Raw genomic sequence first — 16,407 nt, 5'->3', positions numbered from 1 at the left:
ACAGGTACGCCGCCCCCGGTGCCACCGCGGGCTATCCGGCGCCCACGAGCAGCAGGATCGTGGCGAAGACGAGCCCGGAGGCGATGAGCGTCACCAACGTGTAGCCGAGGATGTCGCGGATCTTCAGCCCGGAGATGGCGAGCACCGGCAGCGCCCAGAAGGGCTGGATCATGTTGGTCCACTGGTCGCCGTAGGCGATCGCCATGATCGTCACCGACGGGTCGACACCCAGGCGGGCACCGGCGTCGAGCATGACCGGCCCCTGCACGGCGAACTGCCCGCCACCGGAGGGCACGAAGAAGTTCACCAGACCGGCCGAGAGGAAGGCCAGCACGCCGAAGGTCGACGGGCCGGCGGTGTCGACGATGAAGTCGGAGAAGACCGTGATCAGGCCGGAGGTGGCCATGATCCCCATGATGCCGGCGTAGAGCGGGAACTGGAGGAGGATCTCGCCCACGTTGGAGGCGGCGTTCTTGACCAGGGCGATCAGCTCGAGCGGGTTGCGCACCAGCAGGAAGATCAGCGCCAGGAAGGTCCAGTTGACGATGTCGAGGGTGGCCGTGCCGCCGTCGGAGTAGTGGATCACCAGGTAGGCGACCAGGGCCAGGCCGACCAGCGTCGTGACCACGCGGCTCGCGTCGACGCGGTCGGCCGGGGTCACGACCTCGTCGGTGACCACCTCGTCACCGAAGCGGGCGTCCGCGTCGAGCTCGATGACCGGGTCGTCGCCCCGCGGCGCGACCAGGGCGAGACCGACGCCCACCACCAGGATCGTTGCGGCGATCGCGGCCAGGTTCCACCAGGCGAACGTGGTCTCGCTGATCGGGATGGTCTCGCCGAGCTGCTCGGCGATGAAGGAACCCTCGGTGGCCGCGGTCAGGGTCCCGGAGCCGGAGTAGCCCATGTGCCACACGACGTAGCCGGAGTAGCCCGCCGCGACGAGCAGCGGGAAGTGCAGCTTCAGCCCCTTCTCGCGACCCTGCTTGGCGACCTCCACCGCCAGCAGCACGCCCACCACCAGGCCGAGGCCCCACGTGATGAGGCATGCGACGGCGGCGACGCCGAAGACGAACAGGTAGCCCTGCAGTGCCGTCCTCGGCAGCCCGCCGATCCTCGCCAGCAGCCCCCGCACCGGCCCCGTGTTGGCCAGGGTGTGGCCCAGCAGCAGGATCAGCGCCATCTGGGTCATGAAGGCCAGCAGCCCGGACAGGCCCTCGCCCCAGCCGCGGGTGACGTCGACCGGCCCGGAGTCCGTCAGGAGCAGGGCGAGGATCGCGACCACGAAGGTCAGCACGATCGCGAAGACCAGGGCGCTGGGGATGAAGCGCTCGACGACCGAGTTGACCGGCCGCATCATCCCGGCGAGCCCCGAGGATCGCTGCTTGGCGCTGGTGCTGGACATGACGGGATCTCCTCACCCGGGGGGACACGGCTCGGGACACCATTCGGTGCCCCACCGTGGATGTCAAGGCGGTCCGCACGCCCGACCCCTGCGAGAATCGGTGAATGAACCGTCGCGCCCTCGTCCGCCGCCCCAGCCCCCGTCTGGCAGAGGGCCTGGTGACCCACGTCGACCGCGTCCCGATCGACGTCGGTCTCGCGCTGCGCCAGTGGGAGGCGTACGTCGCCGCCCTCCGGTCCGAGGGCTGGGAGACGATCGAGGTCCCGCCGGCGCCGGACTGCCCCGACTCGGTCTTCGTCGAGGACACCGTGGTGATGTACGACGACCTCGCCGTCATCGCCCGTCCCGGCGCCGACGAACGCCGGGCGGAGGTCACCGGCACCGAGCAGGTCCTGCGCGACCTCGGCCACCGCATCGCCCACGTCGAGGCGCCCGGCACCCTCGACGGCGGCGACGTGCTCAAGCACGACGGCACGGTCTGGGTCGGTCTCGGAGGCCGCACGAACCAGAGCGGGATCGACCAGCTCGCCGCCCACCTCGCACCGCTGGGCGCCACCGTGGTCGCCGTGCCGCTGACGAAGGCGCTGCACCTCAAGTCGGCCGTCACCGCCCTGCCCGACGGCACGGTCGTGGGGTGGGAGGAGGTCGTCGACGACCCGGACGTCTGGTCGTCCTTCCTCGCCGTCCCCGAGGAGCCCGGGTCGCACGTCGTGCTGCTCGACGGGTCGACTGTGCTGATGTCGGCGGGCGCGCCCCGCACCCGCGCGCTCTACGAGGAGCGCGGGCTGCGCGTGGTCACCGTCGACGTCACGGAGTTCGAGAAGCTCGAGGGCTGCGTGACGTGCCTGTCCGTGCGCCTGCGCGGCTGAGGGACGTCGCCCGGGGTCGCGCACCGGGCGCCCTCAGTCCTCGATGACGTCCAGACCCTGTTCCCGCAGCTTCGCCAGGCTGTCGAGCATGGCCGCGAGCGCCTCGGGTGGGTGCTCGTGCCAGTCGTCGACCTCGTGCAGGACCCGCAGCGGAGCCCTGGTCCGGTAGGACTCCGTCGGGTTGCCGGGGAAGCGCTTGTCGGTGACGTTCGGGTCGTCCTCGAACGGCCCCGTCGGCTCGACGACGTAGACGTGGCCCCGGCCCTCGACACCGGCCAGCGCTGCCGCCAGCTGGGCGCCCCACGCCGCAGTGCTCTCGAGCGTCGTGAAGTAGATGTGGTTCGAGACCCGGCCCTCCTGGAAGTTCGAGGAGCAGCCCGCCACCAGCTCGTCGCCGGGGCTCAGCTCGACCCTGGTGCCGTGGAGGTACGGTCCCGGCACGTGGTCGTGGTGGTCGTACGTCACCGGTGTCCGCGCCCCCATGGCGCGAGGCTACGACTCCGGCGGCACATCGGTCGAGGGTGACGCACCGGATCCGAGGCCGGTCGAGGCAGACTGCACGGGTGTCCGACCCGCTGCGCCACCTGCTCGCCGCGCCGCCGGACCTCCCGGTCACCGCGGGGCTGGCCCCGCTCGTCGAGGCGCTCGGCTCCCACGGGGTCGCGGTGGTCCAGGCACCGCCGGGCACCGGCAAGACGACCCTGGTCCCACCTGCGGTCGCCGGGGTCGCGCAGGGGAGGGTCGTCGTCACGCAGCCCAGCCGCATCGCCGCCCGCGCTGCTGCCCGTCGGCTGGCGCACCTGATCGGCGAACCGGTCGGTGGGACGGTCGGGTACGCCGTGCGCGGCGAGCGCCGCAGCAGCCGTCGTACGCGCGTGGAGGTCGTCACGACCGGTCTGCTGCTCCGGCGCATCCAGCACGATCCCGAGCTCGCGGGCGTGGGGGCCGTGGTGCTCGACGAAGTGCACGAGCGCCACCTCGACGCCGACCTGACCCTGGCGCTGCTCGTCGATCTCCGCGCCCACCTGCGCGAGGACCTGTCCCTGGTGGCGATGTCCGCCACCATCGAGGCCGAACGGACGGCCGCCCTGATCGGTGGAGGTGGGGGCGGCGCTCCGGTGATCCGCGTCCCGGGCGCACTGCACCCGGTGCAGACGGTGTGGTGCCCGCTGCCCGCGGGGGTGCGCCGCACCGACGACCGTGGGATCACCCCGGCGTTCCACGACCACGTCGCGGCGACCGTCCGTCGTGCTCTGCTCGGGCACGAGGGGGACGTCCTGGTCTTCGTGCCGGGTGTCGCGGAGGTCGAGGCGACCGTACGGCGCCTGGCCGGCGTGGACGCGGCCGTGCACGCCCTGCACGGTCGTCTGTCCGGCGCCGAGCAGGACCGTGCGCTCAGCGAGGGCCCGCGTCGACGCGTGATCGTCTCGACCGCGGTCGCCGAGTCGTCGCTGACGGTGCCCGGGGTGCGCGTCGTGGTGGATGCCGGGTTCTCGCGCGAGCCGCGCACCGATCACCGTCGCGGGCTGGCCTGCCTGGTCACCGTCACCGTGAGCCGGGCGGCGGCCGAGCAGCGGGCGGGACGGGCCGGGCGGCTCGGGCCGGGCACGGTGCTGCGGTGCTGGTCCGAGGCGGAGCACGCGCACCTGAGCCCCCGTCCGGAGCCCGAGATCGCCACCGCCGACCTGACGGCCTTCGCGCTGGAGGTCGCGTGCTGGGGCAGCGAGGACGTCCGCGACCTGGCGCTGCTCGACCAGCCGCCGGCGCACGCCCTGGCGGCGGCCACGGAGGTGCTGGTGAGCCTGGGGGCGATGACCGAGGACGGGAGGGTCACCCCGCGGGGCCGGGCGATCTCGGGCGCGCCGGTCGATCCCCGGCTGGCGCGCGCGCTGATCGACGGAGCCGGTCTCGTCGGGTCGGAGCGGGCCGCGGAAGTGGTCGCGATGCTGAGCGAGGACGTACGTGCTCCGGGCGGGGACCTGGCCGCGGCCCTCAGGTCGCTGCGCGCCGACAGGCGGGCAGGGTCGTGGCGCAGCCAGGTCACCCGGCTGCGCGAGGTGGTGGCGGGGCAGGGCGACCGGATGGGGGCCTCGGACCACGCCCGCGCACTCACCGACGACGTGGCGGTGGGTCTGGTCATCGCCCTGGCGCACCCGGACCGGATCGCCCGCAAGCGCTCCGGCACCTCGGGCGCGGCCTACCTGATGACGTCGGGGACCGGCGCGACGCTCGACCCGCGCGACCCCGGCCCGCTGGCCGGACTGGAGTGGCTCGCGGTCGGTGACGCCCAGCGACGGCCGGGGCAGCGCGAGGCACAGATCCGCGCGGCGGCACCCCTCACCGAGGACCTCGCGCTGGAGGCAGCGGGATCGCTGTGGACCGAGGTGGACGAGGTCACCTGGACCGGCGACCGGGTGCTGGCCCGCCGACGGACGTTGCTGGGCGCGATCGAGCTCAGCTCGGTTCCGCTCGACGACCCTCCTGCGCAGGCCGTCAGCGACGCGATCCGCGGCGCGATCGCGAGCGAGGGGATCGCCCTCCTTGCCTGGACCGACGCGGCCACCGCGCTCCGCGCCCGCCTCGACTTCCTCCACCGCGCGCTCGGTGGACCGTGGCCCGACGTGAGCGACGCAGCGCTCACACAGGGCCTCGACTCCTGGCTCGGGCCGCAGCTGGCACGGGTCCGCTCGGCGACGGACCTTCGACGCATCGACGTGACGACCGCCCTGCGAGCGTTGGTGCCGTGGCCGGAGGCGGGAAGGCTCGACGACCTGGCTCCGGAGCGCGTCGAGGTGCCCAGCGGGTCGAGCGTGCGGATCGACTACTCCCAGGACCAGCCGGTGCTCGCCGTGCGACTGCAGGAGGTCTTCGGCTGGACCGCGGTGCCGGTCCTGGCTGACGGCCGCGTCCCGCTCCTGCTGCACCTGCTCTCCCCCGCGCGCCGCCCGGCCGCCGTCACCGCCGACCTTGAGTCCTTCTGGGACAACGGCTACCCGGGGGTGCGTGCCGACCTGCGCGGGCGCTACCCCAAGCACGCCTGGCCCGAGGACCCACGCAGCGCACCCGCCACCTCGCGGACGAACCGGCCTCGCCGCAGCTGACCCCGTCGTACAGTCGCGGCATGTCGCGCCTGCCCCTCCCCGGTCACCACCTGCTGGCCGCGGCCGGCGTCCGCTCGCGGGCACGGCACCGTGCAGACCCCCGCGACCTGGGGCACCCGAGCGGCCCTCCCTCCACACGCGCCGCGCTCGGCGAGCTCGGGTCCGCGCTCGACGGCGTACGCCTGCTGGGTGCGCTGCCGCGCCTGTCCTCGGCGCCGCGGGGCGAGGGCCACCTCGTCGTCGACATCCCCGGGTGGCGCGCACCCGAGCTGTCCGGGGCGCCACTGCGGGCCTACCTCCGGCGCCTGGGCCACGACGCCCGCGGCTGGGGCTTCGGCACCAACACCGGCGATCCCCGGCGCGACGTCGAGCGCCTGTCGCGACGGCTGCTGGAGCTGGTCGAGATGAAGGGCGAGCCCGCCTCGCTGGTCGGGTGGAGCCTCGGCGGTGTGATCGCGCGCGAGGTGGCGCGCCGCCACCCCGACGCCGTGCGCCGCGTCATCACCTACGGCACGCCCGTCACCGGCGGACCGCGGCACACCACCGTCGCCCGGGCCTACCGCCGCGGCCCGGACCCCGACGCGCAGCGGGTCGCCGAGCGCCTCGACCCGACGGCGCCGATCCCGGTGCCGCTGACGATCCTGTTCTCCAAGCGCGACGGGATCGTGTCGTGGCAGGCCTGCCTCGACCACACCTCACCCGACGCCGAGCACGTCGAGGTGTCGTCGACCCACATCGGGATGGGCATCGACCCCGACGTGTGGACGGTCGTGGCCGACCGGCTCGCGCGCGCCTGAGTCAGTCGGGTCGCGCGAGCACCACGTGGCCGGTGGCGAGCCGACCGCTCACCGTCTCGTCCGTCATGCCGGCGCTGCGCAGGAGGCCGATGATGGCCGCGTTGTCCGCCATCATCTCGGCGCGGAAGCGCCTGACCCCCACCTCGACCGCGCGTGCGGTCAGCACCCGCAGCAGGGCGGCACCGAGTCCGCGACCCTGCCACGAGTCCGCGACGGTCACCGCCAGCTCCGCGTCGTCGGGCGTGGAGCTGTAGCGGATGAAGCGGGCGACTCCGATGATGAGGGAGTCGTCGTCCGGGGCGTGCGCGACGCAGGCCTCGTGGTCGACGTGGTCGACGGCGGTGAAGTAGGCCGCCTGGCTGTCGGTCAGCCGCGGTGTGCCGGTCATGAAGCGCTGGTACTGCGACGCCTCGCTCATCAGCGCGAACGCCCGCTGCAGCTCGGCGGCGTCGCTCGCCCGGATCGGCCGGATCAGGACCCGGTCACCGCTGCGGAGCCGGACCTCGACCTCGTCCATCGCGACTACCCGGCCAGCGGAGGAAGGGTCACGACCTGACCGGCGTAGGAGAGCCCGGCACCGAAGGCGATCAGGAGCGCGGTGTCGCCCGCCGACGCCTCGTCCTGGCGCAGCATGGCCTCCATCGCCAGCGGCACCGACGCGGCCGAGGTGTTGCCGGAGTCGATGACGTCGGTCGCGACGGCCACGGTGTCGGGGAGCTTGATGTTGCGCGCGAGGGTCTGGGTGATGCGCAGGTTCGCCTGGTGCGGGATGAAGGCGTCGAGCTCGTCGACGGAGACCCCGGCCAGGCGCAGCGCCTCGTGGGCGACCTCGGCCATCGCGAAGGGCGCCCAGCGGAAGACGGCGGTGCCCTCCATCTGCACGACCGGGTGGTCGACCTCGGAGTGGCCGCCGAGGCAGCTGGGGGTCTGGGTGATCACGTGGGCCTGCGAGCCGTCGGAGCCCCACGCGGTCGGACCGATCCCGGCGGACTCGGACGGTCCCACCACGACCGCGCCAGCGCCGTCGGCGAAGATGAAGGCGGTGCCGCGGTCGGTCGGGTCCATGAAGCGGCTGAGCTGCTCGACGCCGATCACCAGCACGTGCTTCTCCGCGCCGGAGCGCACCATCGACGCCGCGAGGTTGAGGGCGTGGCAGAAGCCCGCACAGCCGGCGGAGATGTCGAAGGCCGCCGCGGTGATGCCCAGCGCGGTCGCGACCTGCGGCGCGGAGGCGGGCGTGTGCTCGGGGTGCGTGGACGTCGCGACGATCACGCACCCGACCTCCTCGGCGCCCACGCCGGCGGCCGCGAGGGCCTTCTCGGCCGCGGAGATCGACATCCCGATCAGCGTCTCGTCCTCACTGGCGAAGCGACGCGTGCGGATGCCCGACCGCGTCTGGATCCACTCGTCGGTGGAGTCGAGGACCTCGCAGATCTCGTCGTTGGTGACGAGACGCTCCGGCCGGTGGACGCCGAGTCCGAGCATCGCCGCGTGGGTGAGGTCGGTCGGCTGCTGGATCGTCATGGGGCGAGCATAGGCATGACGGGGCTCATCGCAGCAGGGCAGGAGTGCGCTCGTCGCGCTCCCCGTCGAAGAAGCGGTCGAGCACGCGGTCGAAGACGGGGTCGTCGGGAGCGGCGAGCGCGAAGAGCGTCATGGAGGACCGCAGCTTCATCGCGTCGGTGACGCCGAGGACCTGCTCGGCGGACACCCCCTCGAGCCCGAGCAGGGTCTCGCAGCACGCGTGGAGCCGCGGACCGAGCACGTCGTGGGCGAGGTAGGCGCGGGCCTCGACCAGGTCCGCGACGGCGTACGCCTGCGCGGTAGGGCTGTGCCCGAGACCGGCGACCTGCGGGAAGACGAACCACATCCAGTGGCCGGTCTTCCTGCCCGCGCGCAGCTCGGCGAGGGCACGGTCGTGGGTGCCACGGTCGTCCTGGGCGCGCACGAAGCGTGCGAGGTCGGCGGCCACGACGCTCACACGGGCGCGGGCTCGGTGTCGGGGACGGGACCACCCGGGTCCTGCCCGGGGTCGATCGGGCTCACGTCCGGGTCCCCGGACGGGACGACCTCGGGCTCGGTGGACGGCTCCATGGGTGTGGTGGTCATGGCTTCCGGTCTACGCCCCGCCACCGGCGACCGCAATGCCCGGCCCACCCCGATGGTGGGGACACGCCAGTAGGTTGGCCGCGTGCCCGACACCCCCTCGCGCTCCGCCCAGCTCGGCGCGGTCGCCCTCCTGCTGCGACCGACCTACATCGCGACCGAGGTCGTCACCGCCGCCGCCACCACCGGCGGCTACAGCTTCGTGGCCGACTCGGTGAGCAAGCTCGGCGAGGTCGGCTGCTCGGAGGCCTACTGCTCGCCGCGCCACGAGCTGATGAACGGGTCCTTCATGGGCTACGGCGTGCTGCTCGCCGGCGGTGCGCTGCTGCTCGCCAAGCCCCTCGGCCCGTGGGTGACCGGGCTGCTCGTCGTCTCGGGGGTGAGCTCGTACGCCACGGGGCTGGCGCCGCTGGACCAGGACGCGACGCTGCACGCCATCGCCGCCACGCCGCTGTTCCTCGGCCAGCCGCTGGCGCTGATGGGGCTCGGCCACCGCATCCGGCACGACCAGCCGCGCCTGGCCAGGGCGCTGCTCGCGACGGGGATCGTCACCGCCGCGGCCGCAGTGGGGTTCATCGTGTCGGGCGACGAGCAGGCGGCCGGTGCGCTCGAGCGGCTGGCGCTGTGGCCGGTGCTCTTCGGGCTCGGCGCCTTCGCGTGGGGCCACCGGCCCCGCCGCGGCGCCTGACGCCGCTCTGGCGGGCAGAGGTCAGCGAGGGCGCTGACGGCGCTCCTGCACCTTGGCCACGGCGCGCTTGATCTTGGCCTGGTTGTGCGGCTTGCGTGCCTCGTCGTAGACCTTCTTGGCGACCGCGAAGGCCCCCGCCTTCTTCAGGATTCCCATGCCACCACCGTGCCAGCGAGCGCCAAACGGTGGCCAGGCCGTCCTGTCCGCGCACCCGGCCTCACTCGTGCAGCGTCATGTGCAGCCACGGCCGGGACAGGCGGAAGGCGCGACCGGTGACCACGCGCGGGGTGATCTCGACGACGTTGTACTTCACCGTGCCGACCCACGGGCGCAGCGGCAGGTTCTCCGCGCGGTGCTCCTCGTGCTCGTCGAGGATCCGGGCCGAGCCGCGTACGACGACGCTGCGGGCGTGGTCCTCGTCGAAGCGGTCGATCTCGAGGGCCACCTCCGAGCCCATCGCCACCGCGAGCAGCTTGTCGCCGCCGGCGCTGCGGAAGAGCAGGGTGTCGTGGTCGACGGCGTAGTTGATCGGCGTGATGTGGACCTCGTCGACCATCCGGAAGGCGAGGCGGGCGAACTCCTCCTCGCGCAACATCTCCCAGCACTCGTCGGGGCTGAGCGGGGTCATGACCTCGTCGTCCATGGTGATCACTCCTTCGCGTGCGGGTCTCCTACCTCGACGCTAGGCCGTGCCCGCGGCCGCGGGCAGGGCTGAAGGTCCCGGGAAGGCCGCACCCGTCCGTGACCCGGCTCACGTCGAACACCGAGAGAGCCGTCGGTCCCGACGCGCACCGGGTCCTGTGGGGGATCCCGTCCGGCCTCCGCCGTGCGGCAGACTGACCGCGTGACCACGAAGATCTCCGTCGCCGGGCTCGGCTACGTCGGCCTCTCCATGTCGGTGCTGCTGGCACGGCACAGCACCGTGGTCGGCCTCGACCTCGACGCCGAGCGGATCGCGCGGCTCCAGGCCGGCGAGAGCCCGATCCACGACGACGACATCTCGCGCTTCCTCGCCACCGAGGACCTCGACCTGGCCTTCACCACCGACGCCGAGGTCGCCCACGCCGGCGCCGACTTCGTCGTCATCGCGACGCCGACCAACTACGACCCGGTCACGAACTACTTCGACACCACCTCGATCGAGGCGGTGATGCGCGACGTCCTGCGGATCAACCCCGCGGCGACGATGGTCGTGAAGTCGACCGTGCCGGTGGGCTACGTCGAGGAGGTGCGCGAGCGGCTGGGCACCGACGCGGTGATCTTCTCCCCCGAGTTCCTCCGCGAGGGCCGGGCCCTGCACGACAACCTGCACCCCGCGCGGATCGTGGTGGGCGAGGACTCCGACCGGGCGCGCGCCTTCGCCGCTCTCCTCGTCGAGGGCGCCGACGCCGACGACGTGCCGGTGCTCTTCACCGAGCCCACCGAGGCCGAGGCGATCAAGCTCTTCGCCAACACCTACCTCGCGATGCGGGTCGCCTACTTCAACGAGCTCGACTCCTTCGCCCTCTCCCGCGGCCTCGACTCGCGGGCGATCATCGACGGCGTCGGGCTCGACCCGCGCATCGGCACGCACTACAACAACCCGTCCTTCGGCTACGGCGGCTACTGCCTGCCCAAGGACACCAAGCAGCTGCTGGCCAACTACACCGACGTCCCGCAGACGTTGATCTCCGCCATCGTCGACGCCAACACCACCCGCAAGGACTTCATCGCCTTCGACATCCTCGACCGCCACCCGCGCGTCGTGGGCATCCACCGGCTGCTGATGAAGGCCGGCTCGGACAACTTCCGCGAGTCGTCGGTGCAGGGGATCATGAAGCGCCTCAAGGGCAAGGGCGTCGAGGTCGTCGTCTACGAGCCCGAGCTCGGCGAGGAGTCGTGGTTCGGCTCCGAGGTGACCGACGACCTGGCGTCCTTCAAGGAGCGCGCCGACGTGATCGTGGCGAACCGGATGTCGGACGAGCTGCGCGACGTGGTCGACAAGGTCTACACGCGGGACCTCTTCGGGGCCGACTGAGTCACCGGCGCCGGCCGAACAACCCCCGCTTGCCGTCGGGCTCGGGGTCGGTGTCGGGCGCGCGGACCACGGAGGGGTCGGCGGCCTTCCGCAGCGCCTTGCGCAGCCGGTTCTCCGACTTGTCCGGGTCCATCGCCGGGCGGGCACCCAGGGTGAAGCGCTCCACGACCCGCAGCTCGACCGGCACGAAGCCCACGTCGGCCGCCGGGTAGGCCTTCACCCCGAAGGACTCCTCCAGCAGCGCCTCGCGGTCGTCCTCGTCGCCGGCCAGCCGGGCGACGCGGGCCAGCGCCGACGTGCGCTCGAGGCGCGCTGCCGCGCCCGAGTCGTACGCCAGCACGCGGGCGCCGTGGTGGGTGCGCTCGAGGTCGTCGAGCAGGGCCGCCAGCGCCGCCGGGAGCGGGGCGAGCGTGACGTCGGGCAGGGTCAGCACGAACTCCGCGTCCGACGTCACGGGCGCGGTCTCCACGAGGCGTACGCGCGGCTCGTGGAGGTAGGAGCGGTGCACCAGCCGGGTCTCCAGCACCGGGTCCTCGACCGGTTGGACGCGCTCGTCGTGGACCGATCCCCACGGCCCGACGACGGTGACGCGGAGGTCGGGCACCTCGCCGTCGAGCAGCGAGTCGACGACGCGGATCGTCTCGTCGGCCGCCCCTGCGTGCAGCACGACCTCGAGGTAGGGCACCTGGTAGGCGCGGCCGCGGCGGTTGCGCTTGGGACGCATCGTCGGCACGAGGTCGGCGAGGTAGGGGTCGTTGAAGCGGTTGACCTGCTCGGCGCGGCGCAGCACCTGCGAGCGGCCGAGGTGCCAGCTGCGGGCCTCGCGGTCGACGACGAAGACGCCGCCGGCCTGGGCGAGGGAGTGGCCCAGGTGCATGTCCTCGCCGAGGCGCAGCGTGCGGTCGAAGCCGTCGGAGTCGAGGTAGAGCGCCTTCGTGACCGAGCCGGTCATGCCGATGTGGAAGCGCTGTGCGCGCGGACCCGCGGTGCGCAGGTCGTCGGTCCTGGCCCAGTAGTCCTCGACCCACTGGTGCGGCTCGTGCTCCTGGCCGGGGAAGAGGTCGCCGGCCTCGCCCGCGGCCACGCGCTCGCGCACGACGGCGGGGTCGGTGGCGAGCAGTCCGGCCGGGTCGACGAAGAGCTTGTGGCCCCCGGGGACGGCGTAGTCGACGAGGTGGTGCCAGCGGGCGTGCGCCTCGACCTCCTCGCGGTAGGCCAGCATGTCGGCGTCGTACCAGTGCAGCACGTCGCCCTCGGCGGCCATCGCGCCCAGGTGGCAGGCGTTCGCGCGGCCCCAGCCCTCCTCGACCCGGATCAGCCGGGTGTGCTCCGGACGGACCTCGGGCAGCTCCTGCGCGGGAGAGCTCTGGTCGTCGACGACGAGCACCTCGAGCAGGTGCGAGGGGTAGGACTGCGCTGCGAGCCCGGCCAGGACGTAGGGCAGCGTGTGCTGGTAGTTGAAGGTCGGCACCACGACGGTGACCGACAGCGTCGGCTCCCAGTCGCCGAGCGTCGCGGGGGTCAGCGACCCCCAGTCGTTGTGCCGCACCACCGGCTGCCGCGCCATGTCCTAGCTCCCCCCGTCAGGCCGGTCGAGCGGATCGACCTCCAGCGCCAGGCTGGGCCGGAACCCCTCCCACTCCGACGCCACGATGTCAGGTCGGCGGAACTCCTCGTCGTCCCGGGCCCAGGTGTGTCCCGCACCCGTGCGGCGTAGGACGTAGCCCAACCCGTGGGTGCGGTAGATCCGGCCGCCCGCCGCCTCGACCCCGGCGAGCAGCTGCGCGTCGACGAACTTGCGCACCCGGCGGAAGTCGCCGAGCGAGCGCAGCAGCCCGCGGTCGAGCAGCAGCGTGCCGCCGGCCACGAAGCGGGCGAAGAGCTCGGAGGGGTGCCTGCGGCGCACGGTGAGGTCGTCGCGCTCGGCGTTGGCGTGGAGGTAGACGAACTCCGACGGCATTCCCACCACGTCGGCGCCGGAGAAGCGGCGCGCCATCAGCAGGTCGTGCACCGCGTCGGGTGAGTACCAGTCGTCGTCGTCGATCTTGAGCAGCACGTCGCTCGACGCGGCCCGCGACGCAGCGGTCAGCACGTCGCCGAAGAACGCCGACTCCTCGAAGGTGAGCACCTGGTGCGGCCGGTCGCCCAGCACCCGGCGTACGGCGTCGCGGTCGGGCTCGAAGCCGTGCGCGGCCAGCACCAGCTCGACCTCCGCGCCCCGCTGGCGGGCCACCTGCCGCAGCGCGAACTCGAGCATGTCGGGGCGCTTGGTCGACAGCAGCGCGCTGACCGGCGGCAGCGCGACGTAGCGCACGCCGGCACGCGAGGCCAGCGCCGAGCGCCAGGCGAGCGTGGAGTGGTGGTCGAAGGCGGCACGGCGCACGGCGAGGCTGTGCTCCTCGCGCCGCAGCGCGTCGTCGAGGTCGACCTCGGCGTCGAGCGCGGCGGCCAGCGCGGGCGCCACGTCGAGCACGCCCTCGGTCACGACGGGGACACCCGAGATCGCGAGGGCGAGCAGGTCGGCGGTCGGGGTGTCGGCGGTGAGGCGCACACCCTGGAAGCCCCGCGCGGCCGCCACGACGCCCTCGGTGACCGGGCCGGCGCTGATGCGCGAGAGGTCGACGACCGGGTGGTCCCAGTCCTTGCGGAAGCCGATCGGGTTGAAGACCCGCTCGTCGACCGGCTCGGGACCGGGGTCGGTGACGACGGTCGGCGCGCGGTCGACGACGTGGTGGGGGGCGACGCTCTGCTGGGACGTGGCCCTGCGACGGGCGACGACGACGTCCGGCGGCACGTCGCGCTCGGCATCACCGGCACCTGCCACGTCGGTCAGCAGCACGCTGCGGGCGTCGAGGCCGGGCGCGGCGGGACGACCGGCATACGCCACGACGAGCCCGCCGTGGGTGGTGTCGCCCTGCCCGGCGGCCTGGCGGGCCATCTCCATCACGACCAGCTGGGCGCGCGCGCCCGAGGCGAAGCGGGCGACGGTGAGCACGCCGCGGTCGCCGGCCTCGCGGGCGGCGAGGTGCACCAGCGGTGGCCACTCCGGACGGGGCACCAGCACCCACGGCGTGGGGGCGTCGGTCAGCCAGCACGCGACCGCCTTGCACTGGCCCAGCAGCGGCACGGCGCTCGCCATCCGCCGCAGCCGCGCACGGTCGGCGGCCACCACGAGCACCGAGCCCCAGCCCTTGCGCGGACCACCGAGGGCCGACAGCGTCACGACCTGCGGCTCGATCCCGGGGACGTCCTCGACGCCGTGGAGCGCCTCGAGCGCCAGGGCGTCGGAGTCGTCGACGAGCACCAACGTCGGGCCCGGGAGCCGGAGGTCCCGGAGCGGGTGCTGGGCAGGCTGCTGGGAGGTGGGGCTCACGGTCGCACGCGCTCCTTCGGCGCTCGGTGCTTCAGGGACGACGGCAGCGAGTGCTGCACCAGGGGACGCGGCTGGCGCCAGAGCCAGTCGCGGCTGACGTGGTCGATGATGTGCACGCCCTCGGGCGCGGTCACCTTCACCAGCCCGCCGAGCGCCTCGGGGTCGCCGTTGCGGATCGCCTCGTCGACCTCGAACTCGCGCAGCTTGCGGTAGAGGCGGGTGTTGGTGAAGTCGACGCCGTCGCGCCGCCAGTGGGCGTACTCGTCGGCGTCGAGCCACTTGACCTCGAGCACGAGCCCCTGCTGGAGCACGATCCGCTCGACGCCGGCCGGGAACTCGCGCAGCTCCCAGTCGAAGGCCTTCACGAAGGTGAAGTCCGGGCCCATCGGGTAGACCCACGGCTCGAGGAAGCGCAGCGACAGGTCGAGCCAGCCGGTGGAGGGGTCGACGACGGTCAGCGGGTGGCGCGGCATCGCCACGATCGCGCGCGTCGACTGCAGCTGCCACGCGAGGTCGCGCAGGATGCCCGCGCCCTCGGGCGTGAGCACCATGTCGCCGTCCCACTTCATCGAGTAGGTGGTGCGGACGTGGGAGAAGCACCAGTTGTAGAAGTGCGTCAGCGAGTGGACGCTCGTCGCCGGCGTGGCCAGGTGCTCGCCGCCGGCGCGCGAGACCCGGTGGGGGTAGTCCAGGACGGTCAGCCGGTCGCCCGCCCCGCACTCGTCGGCGACCCGGCGCGCCACGTCGGCGGTGCCGTCGTCGGAGCCGTTGTCGACGAGCAGCACGTGGTCGACCGCGGAGAAGACCGGCGGCAGCACCCACGGCAGGTTGCGCGCTTCGTTGCGGACCCGGAAGACGCAGGTCAGCCCGGGCTCCAGCGGCTCACCGGAGGTCCAGGGCCAGGTGACGTCGTACGCCGGATCCCCCTCGAGCGACGCGATGTCGGGCATCAGGCCCGATCCTGCTGGGGTGCCCGCTCCCGGCCGATCGCCTTGCGCAGCCTCTGCCGCGCCGCGGGCGGCACCATCGCGCGCACGGCGTGGGGCACCCGGTCGGCGGCGCTGCGCGCCGGGGCCTGCTCGAGCGCGTCACGCCGGGCGTCGGCGGCCGCGCGGCGTCGCTGGGCCACCACGGTCGAGTGGGCGAACGCCTCGGCCTCGGCGTACTGGCTCGCATAGGCAGTGCGGAGCTGGTCGCACCACTCCTGGTTCTTCGCCGAGTCGTCGGTCGAGATCGCGTCGAGCGCCTGCCAGGTCTCGTCGGCGAGCTCGCGCAGCCTCGTCGGCACGCCGATGTCGTCCCACGTCATCGTCACGCGACGCAGCGAGGGGTCGATGAAGCGGTGCACCTCGGCGATGTCGACGGCCATCGCGGTCTTCACCCCCTGGAGGTCGAAGGACTCCCCGAGCGCGAAGACCGGCTGCGTCCAGTCGTCGAGCAGGTCGCCGTAGTGGACGAAGGCGCGCTGCTGGCCGCGGGTCGCGCGCTCGGTGTGCAGCATCATGTTGACCCACGCGGCGGTGCGGGTGATGGCGCCCTGGTCGGACCCGGCACCCATCTGGCCGTAGTAGGTCTGCTTGGAGCCGACCACCTCGGTGACCGGCCGCAGCATGGTGACGTACGACGACGTCGCGTCGCAGCGGTCAGCCGCGGCCCGCCAGAGGCCGAGGAACCACGACGCGCGCGGGTCCTTGACGACGAGCTCGTCGGCGACGGAGAACTGCTCCTCCAGCCACGCCGCGACCCGCTCACGGGTGGCGTGGTCGCCGCTGGTGGTGCCGGTGTCCAGCCAGGCGCGCGGGCGGGCATCGGAGACCTGCACGTTGCTGCGCTGGAGCAGCTCGTGGTGCAGGTCGACGACCCAGCGCGGCTCGCCGAAGCCCTTGGGGTTGGTCGCGTCGGCGACCACCTCGGGCTGCGGCACGTGGAGGCCGAGGGTGCGCAGGGTGCCGGCCATGGTGCTCGTGCCGCTGCGGCCCGACCCCACGACGAACACCACCCGTCGGTTGCTCATGGCCCGACCCTATCGGTGGATCTCGGCACGGCCTCGTCGC

The 16,407-nt window shown here is 73.2% G+C and carries 17 protein-coding genes; 5 read left to right on the top strand and 12 right to left on the bottom strand.

What is annotated here, in order from left to right; all coding sequences use genetic code 11:
- Positions 1-31 precede the first annotated feature (31 nt).
- Positions 32-1,402 (bottom strand): short-chain fatty acid transporter, encoded by a 1,371-nt coding sequence (locus K4G59_RS08245; protein ID WP_231250479.1) that lies wholly within the window; start codon positions 1,400-1,402, stop codon positions 32-34.
- A gap of 104 nt (positions 1,403-1,506) precedes the next feature.
- On the opposite strand from K4G59_RS08245, the gene ddaH reads away from it, so the two are divergent.
- Positions 1,507-2,271, top strand: coding sequence for a dimethylargininase (gene ddaH / locus K4G59_RS08240; RefSeq protein ID WP_231250478.1), 765 nt, complete (start codon positions 1,507-1,509; stop codon positions 2,269-2,271).
- A 33-nt stretch (positions 2,272-2,304) separates the two neighbouring features.
- On the opposite strand, the gene arr is transcribed toward ddaH, so the two are convergent.
- Positions 2,305-2,754, bottom strand: coding sequence for an NAD(+)--rifampin ADP-ribosyltransferase (gene arr, locus K4G59_RS08235; RefSeq protein ID WP_231250477.1), 450 nt, complete (start codon positions 2,752-2,754; stop codon positions 2,305-2,307).
- 80 nt (positions 2,755-2,834) lie between these two features.
- On the opposite strand from arr, the gene hrpB reads away from it, so the two are divergent.
- A complete protein-coding gene (hrpB, locus tag K4G59_RS08230; RefSeq protein ID WP_231250476.1) occupies positions 2,835-5,372 on the top strand; it encodes an ATP-dependent helicase HrpB in 2,538 nt (845 codons plus the stop codon).
- Positions 5,373-5,392: 20 nt separating this feature from the next.
- A complete protein-coding gene (locus K4G59_RS08225) occupies positions 5,393-6,169 on the top strand; it encodes an esterase/lipase family protein (protein ID WP_231250475.1) in 777 nt (258 codons plus the stop codon).
- 1 nt (position 6,170) lies between these two features.
- Here the strand turns inward: K4G59_RS08225 and K4G59_RS08220 are convergent, their stop codons facing one another.
- Genes K4G59_RS08220 through K4G59_RS20015 form a run of 4 tightly spaced genes read right to left on the bottom strand, consistent with a single transcriptional unit; the run spans position 6,171 to position 8,278 of the window.
- A complete protein-coding gene (locus K4G59_RS08220) occupies positions 6,171-6,686 on the bottom strand; it encodes a GNAT family N-acetyltransferase (RefSeq protein ID WP_231250474.1) in 516 nt (171 codons plus the stop codon).
- A 5-nt stretch (positions 6,687-6,691) separates the two neighbouring features.
- Entirely contained in the window at positions 6,692-7,693 is a 1,002-nt protein-coding gene (locus K4G59_RS08215; protein ID WP_231250473.1) for a beta-ketoacyl-ACP synthase III, read from the bottom strand.
- Positions 7,694-7,718: 25 nt separating this feature from the next.
- Positions 7,719-8,150, bottom strand: a complete 432-nt coding sequence (locus tag K4G59_RS08210) for a DUF1810 domain-containing protein (protein WP_231250472.1) — start codon at positions 8,148-8,150, stop codon at positions 7,719-7,721.
- Positions 8,147-8,278, bottom strand: coding sequence for a hypothetical protein (locus K4G59_RS20015; RefSeq protein ID WP_269209804.1), 132 nt, complete (start codon positions 8,276-8,278; stop codon positions 8,147-8,149). Before K4G59_RS20015 ends, K4G59_RS08210 begins: the two co-directional genes overlap by 4 nt.
- 82 nt (positions 8,279-8,360) lie before the next feature.
- Between K4G59_RS20015 and K4G59_RS08205 the strand changes: the two genes are divergently transcribed.
- The gene (locus K4G59_RS08205; protein ID WP_231250471.1) at positions 8,361-8,963 is read left to right on the top strand and encodes a DUF998 domain-containing protein; all 603 of its coding nucleotides are present in this window, start codon (positions 8,361-8,363) and stop codon (positions 8,961-8,963) included.
- A gap of 21 nt (positions 8,964-8,984) precedes the next feature.
- Here K4G59_RS08205 and K4G59_RS20010 read toward each other — a convergent pair whose 3' ends face one another.
- Together K4G59_RS20010 and K4G59_RS08200 are read right to left on the bottom strand one after the other, a co-directional pair.
- Positions 8,985-9,119 (bottom strand): hypothetical protein, encoded by a 135-nt coding sequence (locus K4G59_RS20010; protein ID WP_269209803.1) that lies wholly within the window; start codon positions 9,117-9,119, stop codon positions 8,985-8,987.
- Between the two features lie 61 nt (positions 9,120-9,180).
- On the bottom strand, positions 9,181-9,606 hold the full coding sequence (locus K4G59_RS08200) for a pyridoxamine 5'-phosphate oxidase family protein (RefSeq protein ID WP_231250470.1): 426 nt from the start codon (positions 9,604-9,606) through the stop codon (positions 9,181-9,183).
- A gap of 201 nt (positions 9,607-9,807) precedes the next feature.
- On the opposite strand from K4G59_RS08200, the gene K4G59_RS08195 reads away from it, so the two are divergent.
- Entirely contained in the window at positions 9,808-10,980 is a 1,173-nt protein-coding gene (locus tag K4G59_RS08195) for a nucleotide sugar dehydrogenase (protein ID WP_308189376.1), read from the top strand.
- Position 10,981: 1 nt separating this feature from the next.
- Here K4G59_RS08195 and K4G59_RS08190 read toward each other — a convergent pair whose 3' ends face one another.
- Genes K4G59_RS08190 through K4G59_RS08175 form a run of 4 tightly spaced genes read right to left on the bottom strand, consistent with a single transcriptional unit; the run spans position 10,982 to position 16,367 of the window.
- Positions 10,982-12,547: a glycosyltransferase family 2 protein gene (locus tag K4G59_RS08190; protein WP_231250469.1), complete on the bottom strand. Its 1,566-nt coding sequence runs from the start codon at positions 12,545-12,547 to the stop codon at positions 10,982-10,984.
- A gap of 3 nt (positions 12,548-12,550) precedes the next feature.
- Positions 12,551-14,353, bottom strand: coding sequence for a glycosyltransferase family protein (locus tag K4G59_RS08185; RefSeq protein WP_231250468.1), 1,803 nt, complete (start codon positions 14,351-14,353; stop codon positions 12,551-12,553).
- Complete coding sequence (locus K4G59_RS08180) at positions 14,350-15,303, bottom strand: glycosyltransferase (protein WP_231250467.1); 954 nt, start codon at positions 15,301-15,303, stop codon at positions 14,350-14,352. The genes K4G59_RS08185 and K4G59_RS08180 overlap by 4 nt, the downstream gene beginning before the upstream one ends.
- Positions 15,303-16,367, bottom strand: a complete 1,065-nt coding sequence (locus tag K4G59_RS08175) for a sulfotransferase family protein (RefSeq protein ID WP_231250466.1) — start codon at positions 16,365-16,367, stop codon at positions 15,303-15,305. Before K4G59_RS08175 ends, K4G59_RS08180 begins: the two co-directional genes overlap by 1 nt.
- Positions 16,368-16,407: the final 40 nt, after the last annotated feature.

Source organism: Nocardioides furvisabuli, assembly GCF_021083185.1.
In the GTDB taxonomy this organism is placed as follows: Bacteria; Actinomycetota; Actinomycetes; order Propionibacteriales; family Nocardioidaceae; genus Nocardioides; species Nocardioides furvisabuli.
The sequence above is the reverse complement of the archived record's forward strand: the minus strand, read 5'-3'. Positions and strand labels throughout refer to the sequence as shown.

Excerpts from the sequence above, each read along its gene's own strand:
- K4G59_RS08245 (WP_231250479.1), bottom strand. The coding sequence starts at position 1,402 with ATGTCCAGCACCAGCGCCAAGCAGCGATCCTCGGGGCTCGCCGGGATG.
- ddaH (WP_231250478.1), top strand. The coding sequence starts at position 1,507 with ATGAACCGTCGCGCCCTCGTCCGCCGCCCCAGCCCCCGTCTGGCAGAG.
- arr (WP_231250477.1), bottom strand. The coding sequence starts at position 2,754 with ATGGGGGCGCGGACACCGGTGACGTACGACCACCACGACCACGTGCCG.
- K4G59_RS08225 (WP_231250475.1), top strand. The coding sequence starts at position 5,393 with ATGTCGCGCCTGCCCCTCCCCGGTCACCACCTGCTGGCCGCGGCCGGC.
- K4G59_RS08220 (WP_231250474.1), bottom strand. The coding sequence starts at position 6,686 with ATGGACGAGGTCGAGGTCCGGCTCCGCAGCGGTGACCGGGTCCTGATC.
- K4G59_RS08215 (WP_231250473.1), bottom strand. The coding sequence starts at position 7,693 with ATGACGATCCAGCAGCCGACCGACCTCACCCACGCGGCGATGCTCGGA.
- K4G59_RS20015 (WP_269209804.1), bottom strand. The coding sequence starts at position 8,278 with ATGACCACCACACCCATGGAGCCGTCCACCGAGCCCGAGGTCGTCCCG.
- K4G59_RS20010 (WP_269209803.1), bottom strand. The coding sequence starts at position 9,119 with ATGGGAATCCTGAAGAAGGCGGGGGCCTTCGCGGTCGCCAAGAAGGTC.
- K4G59_RS08200 (WP_231250470.1), bottom strand. The coding sequence starts at position 9,606 with ATGGACGACGAGGTCATGACCCCGCTCAGCCCCGACGAGTGCTGGGAG.
- K4G59_RS08190 (WP_231250469.1), bottom strand. The coding sequence starts at position 12,547 with ATGGCGCGGCAGCCGGTGGTGCGGCACAACGACTGGGGGTCGCTGACC.
- K4G59_RS08180 (WP_231250467.1), bottom strand. The coding sequence starts at position 15,303 with ATGCCCGACATCGCGTCGCTCGAGGGGGATCCGGCGTACGACGTCACC.
- K4G59_RS08175 (WP_231250466.1), bottom strand. The coding sequence starts at position 16,367 with ATGAGCAACCGACGGGTGGTGTTCGTCGTGGGGTCGGGCCGCAGCGGC.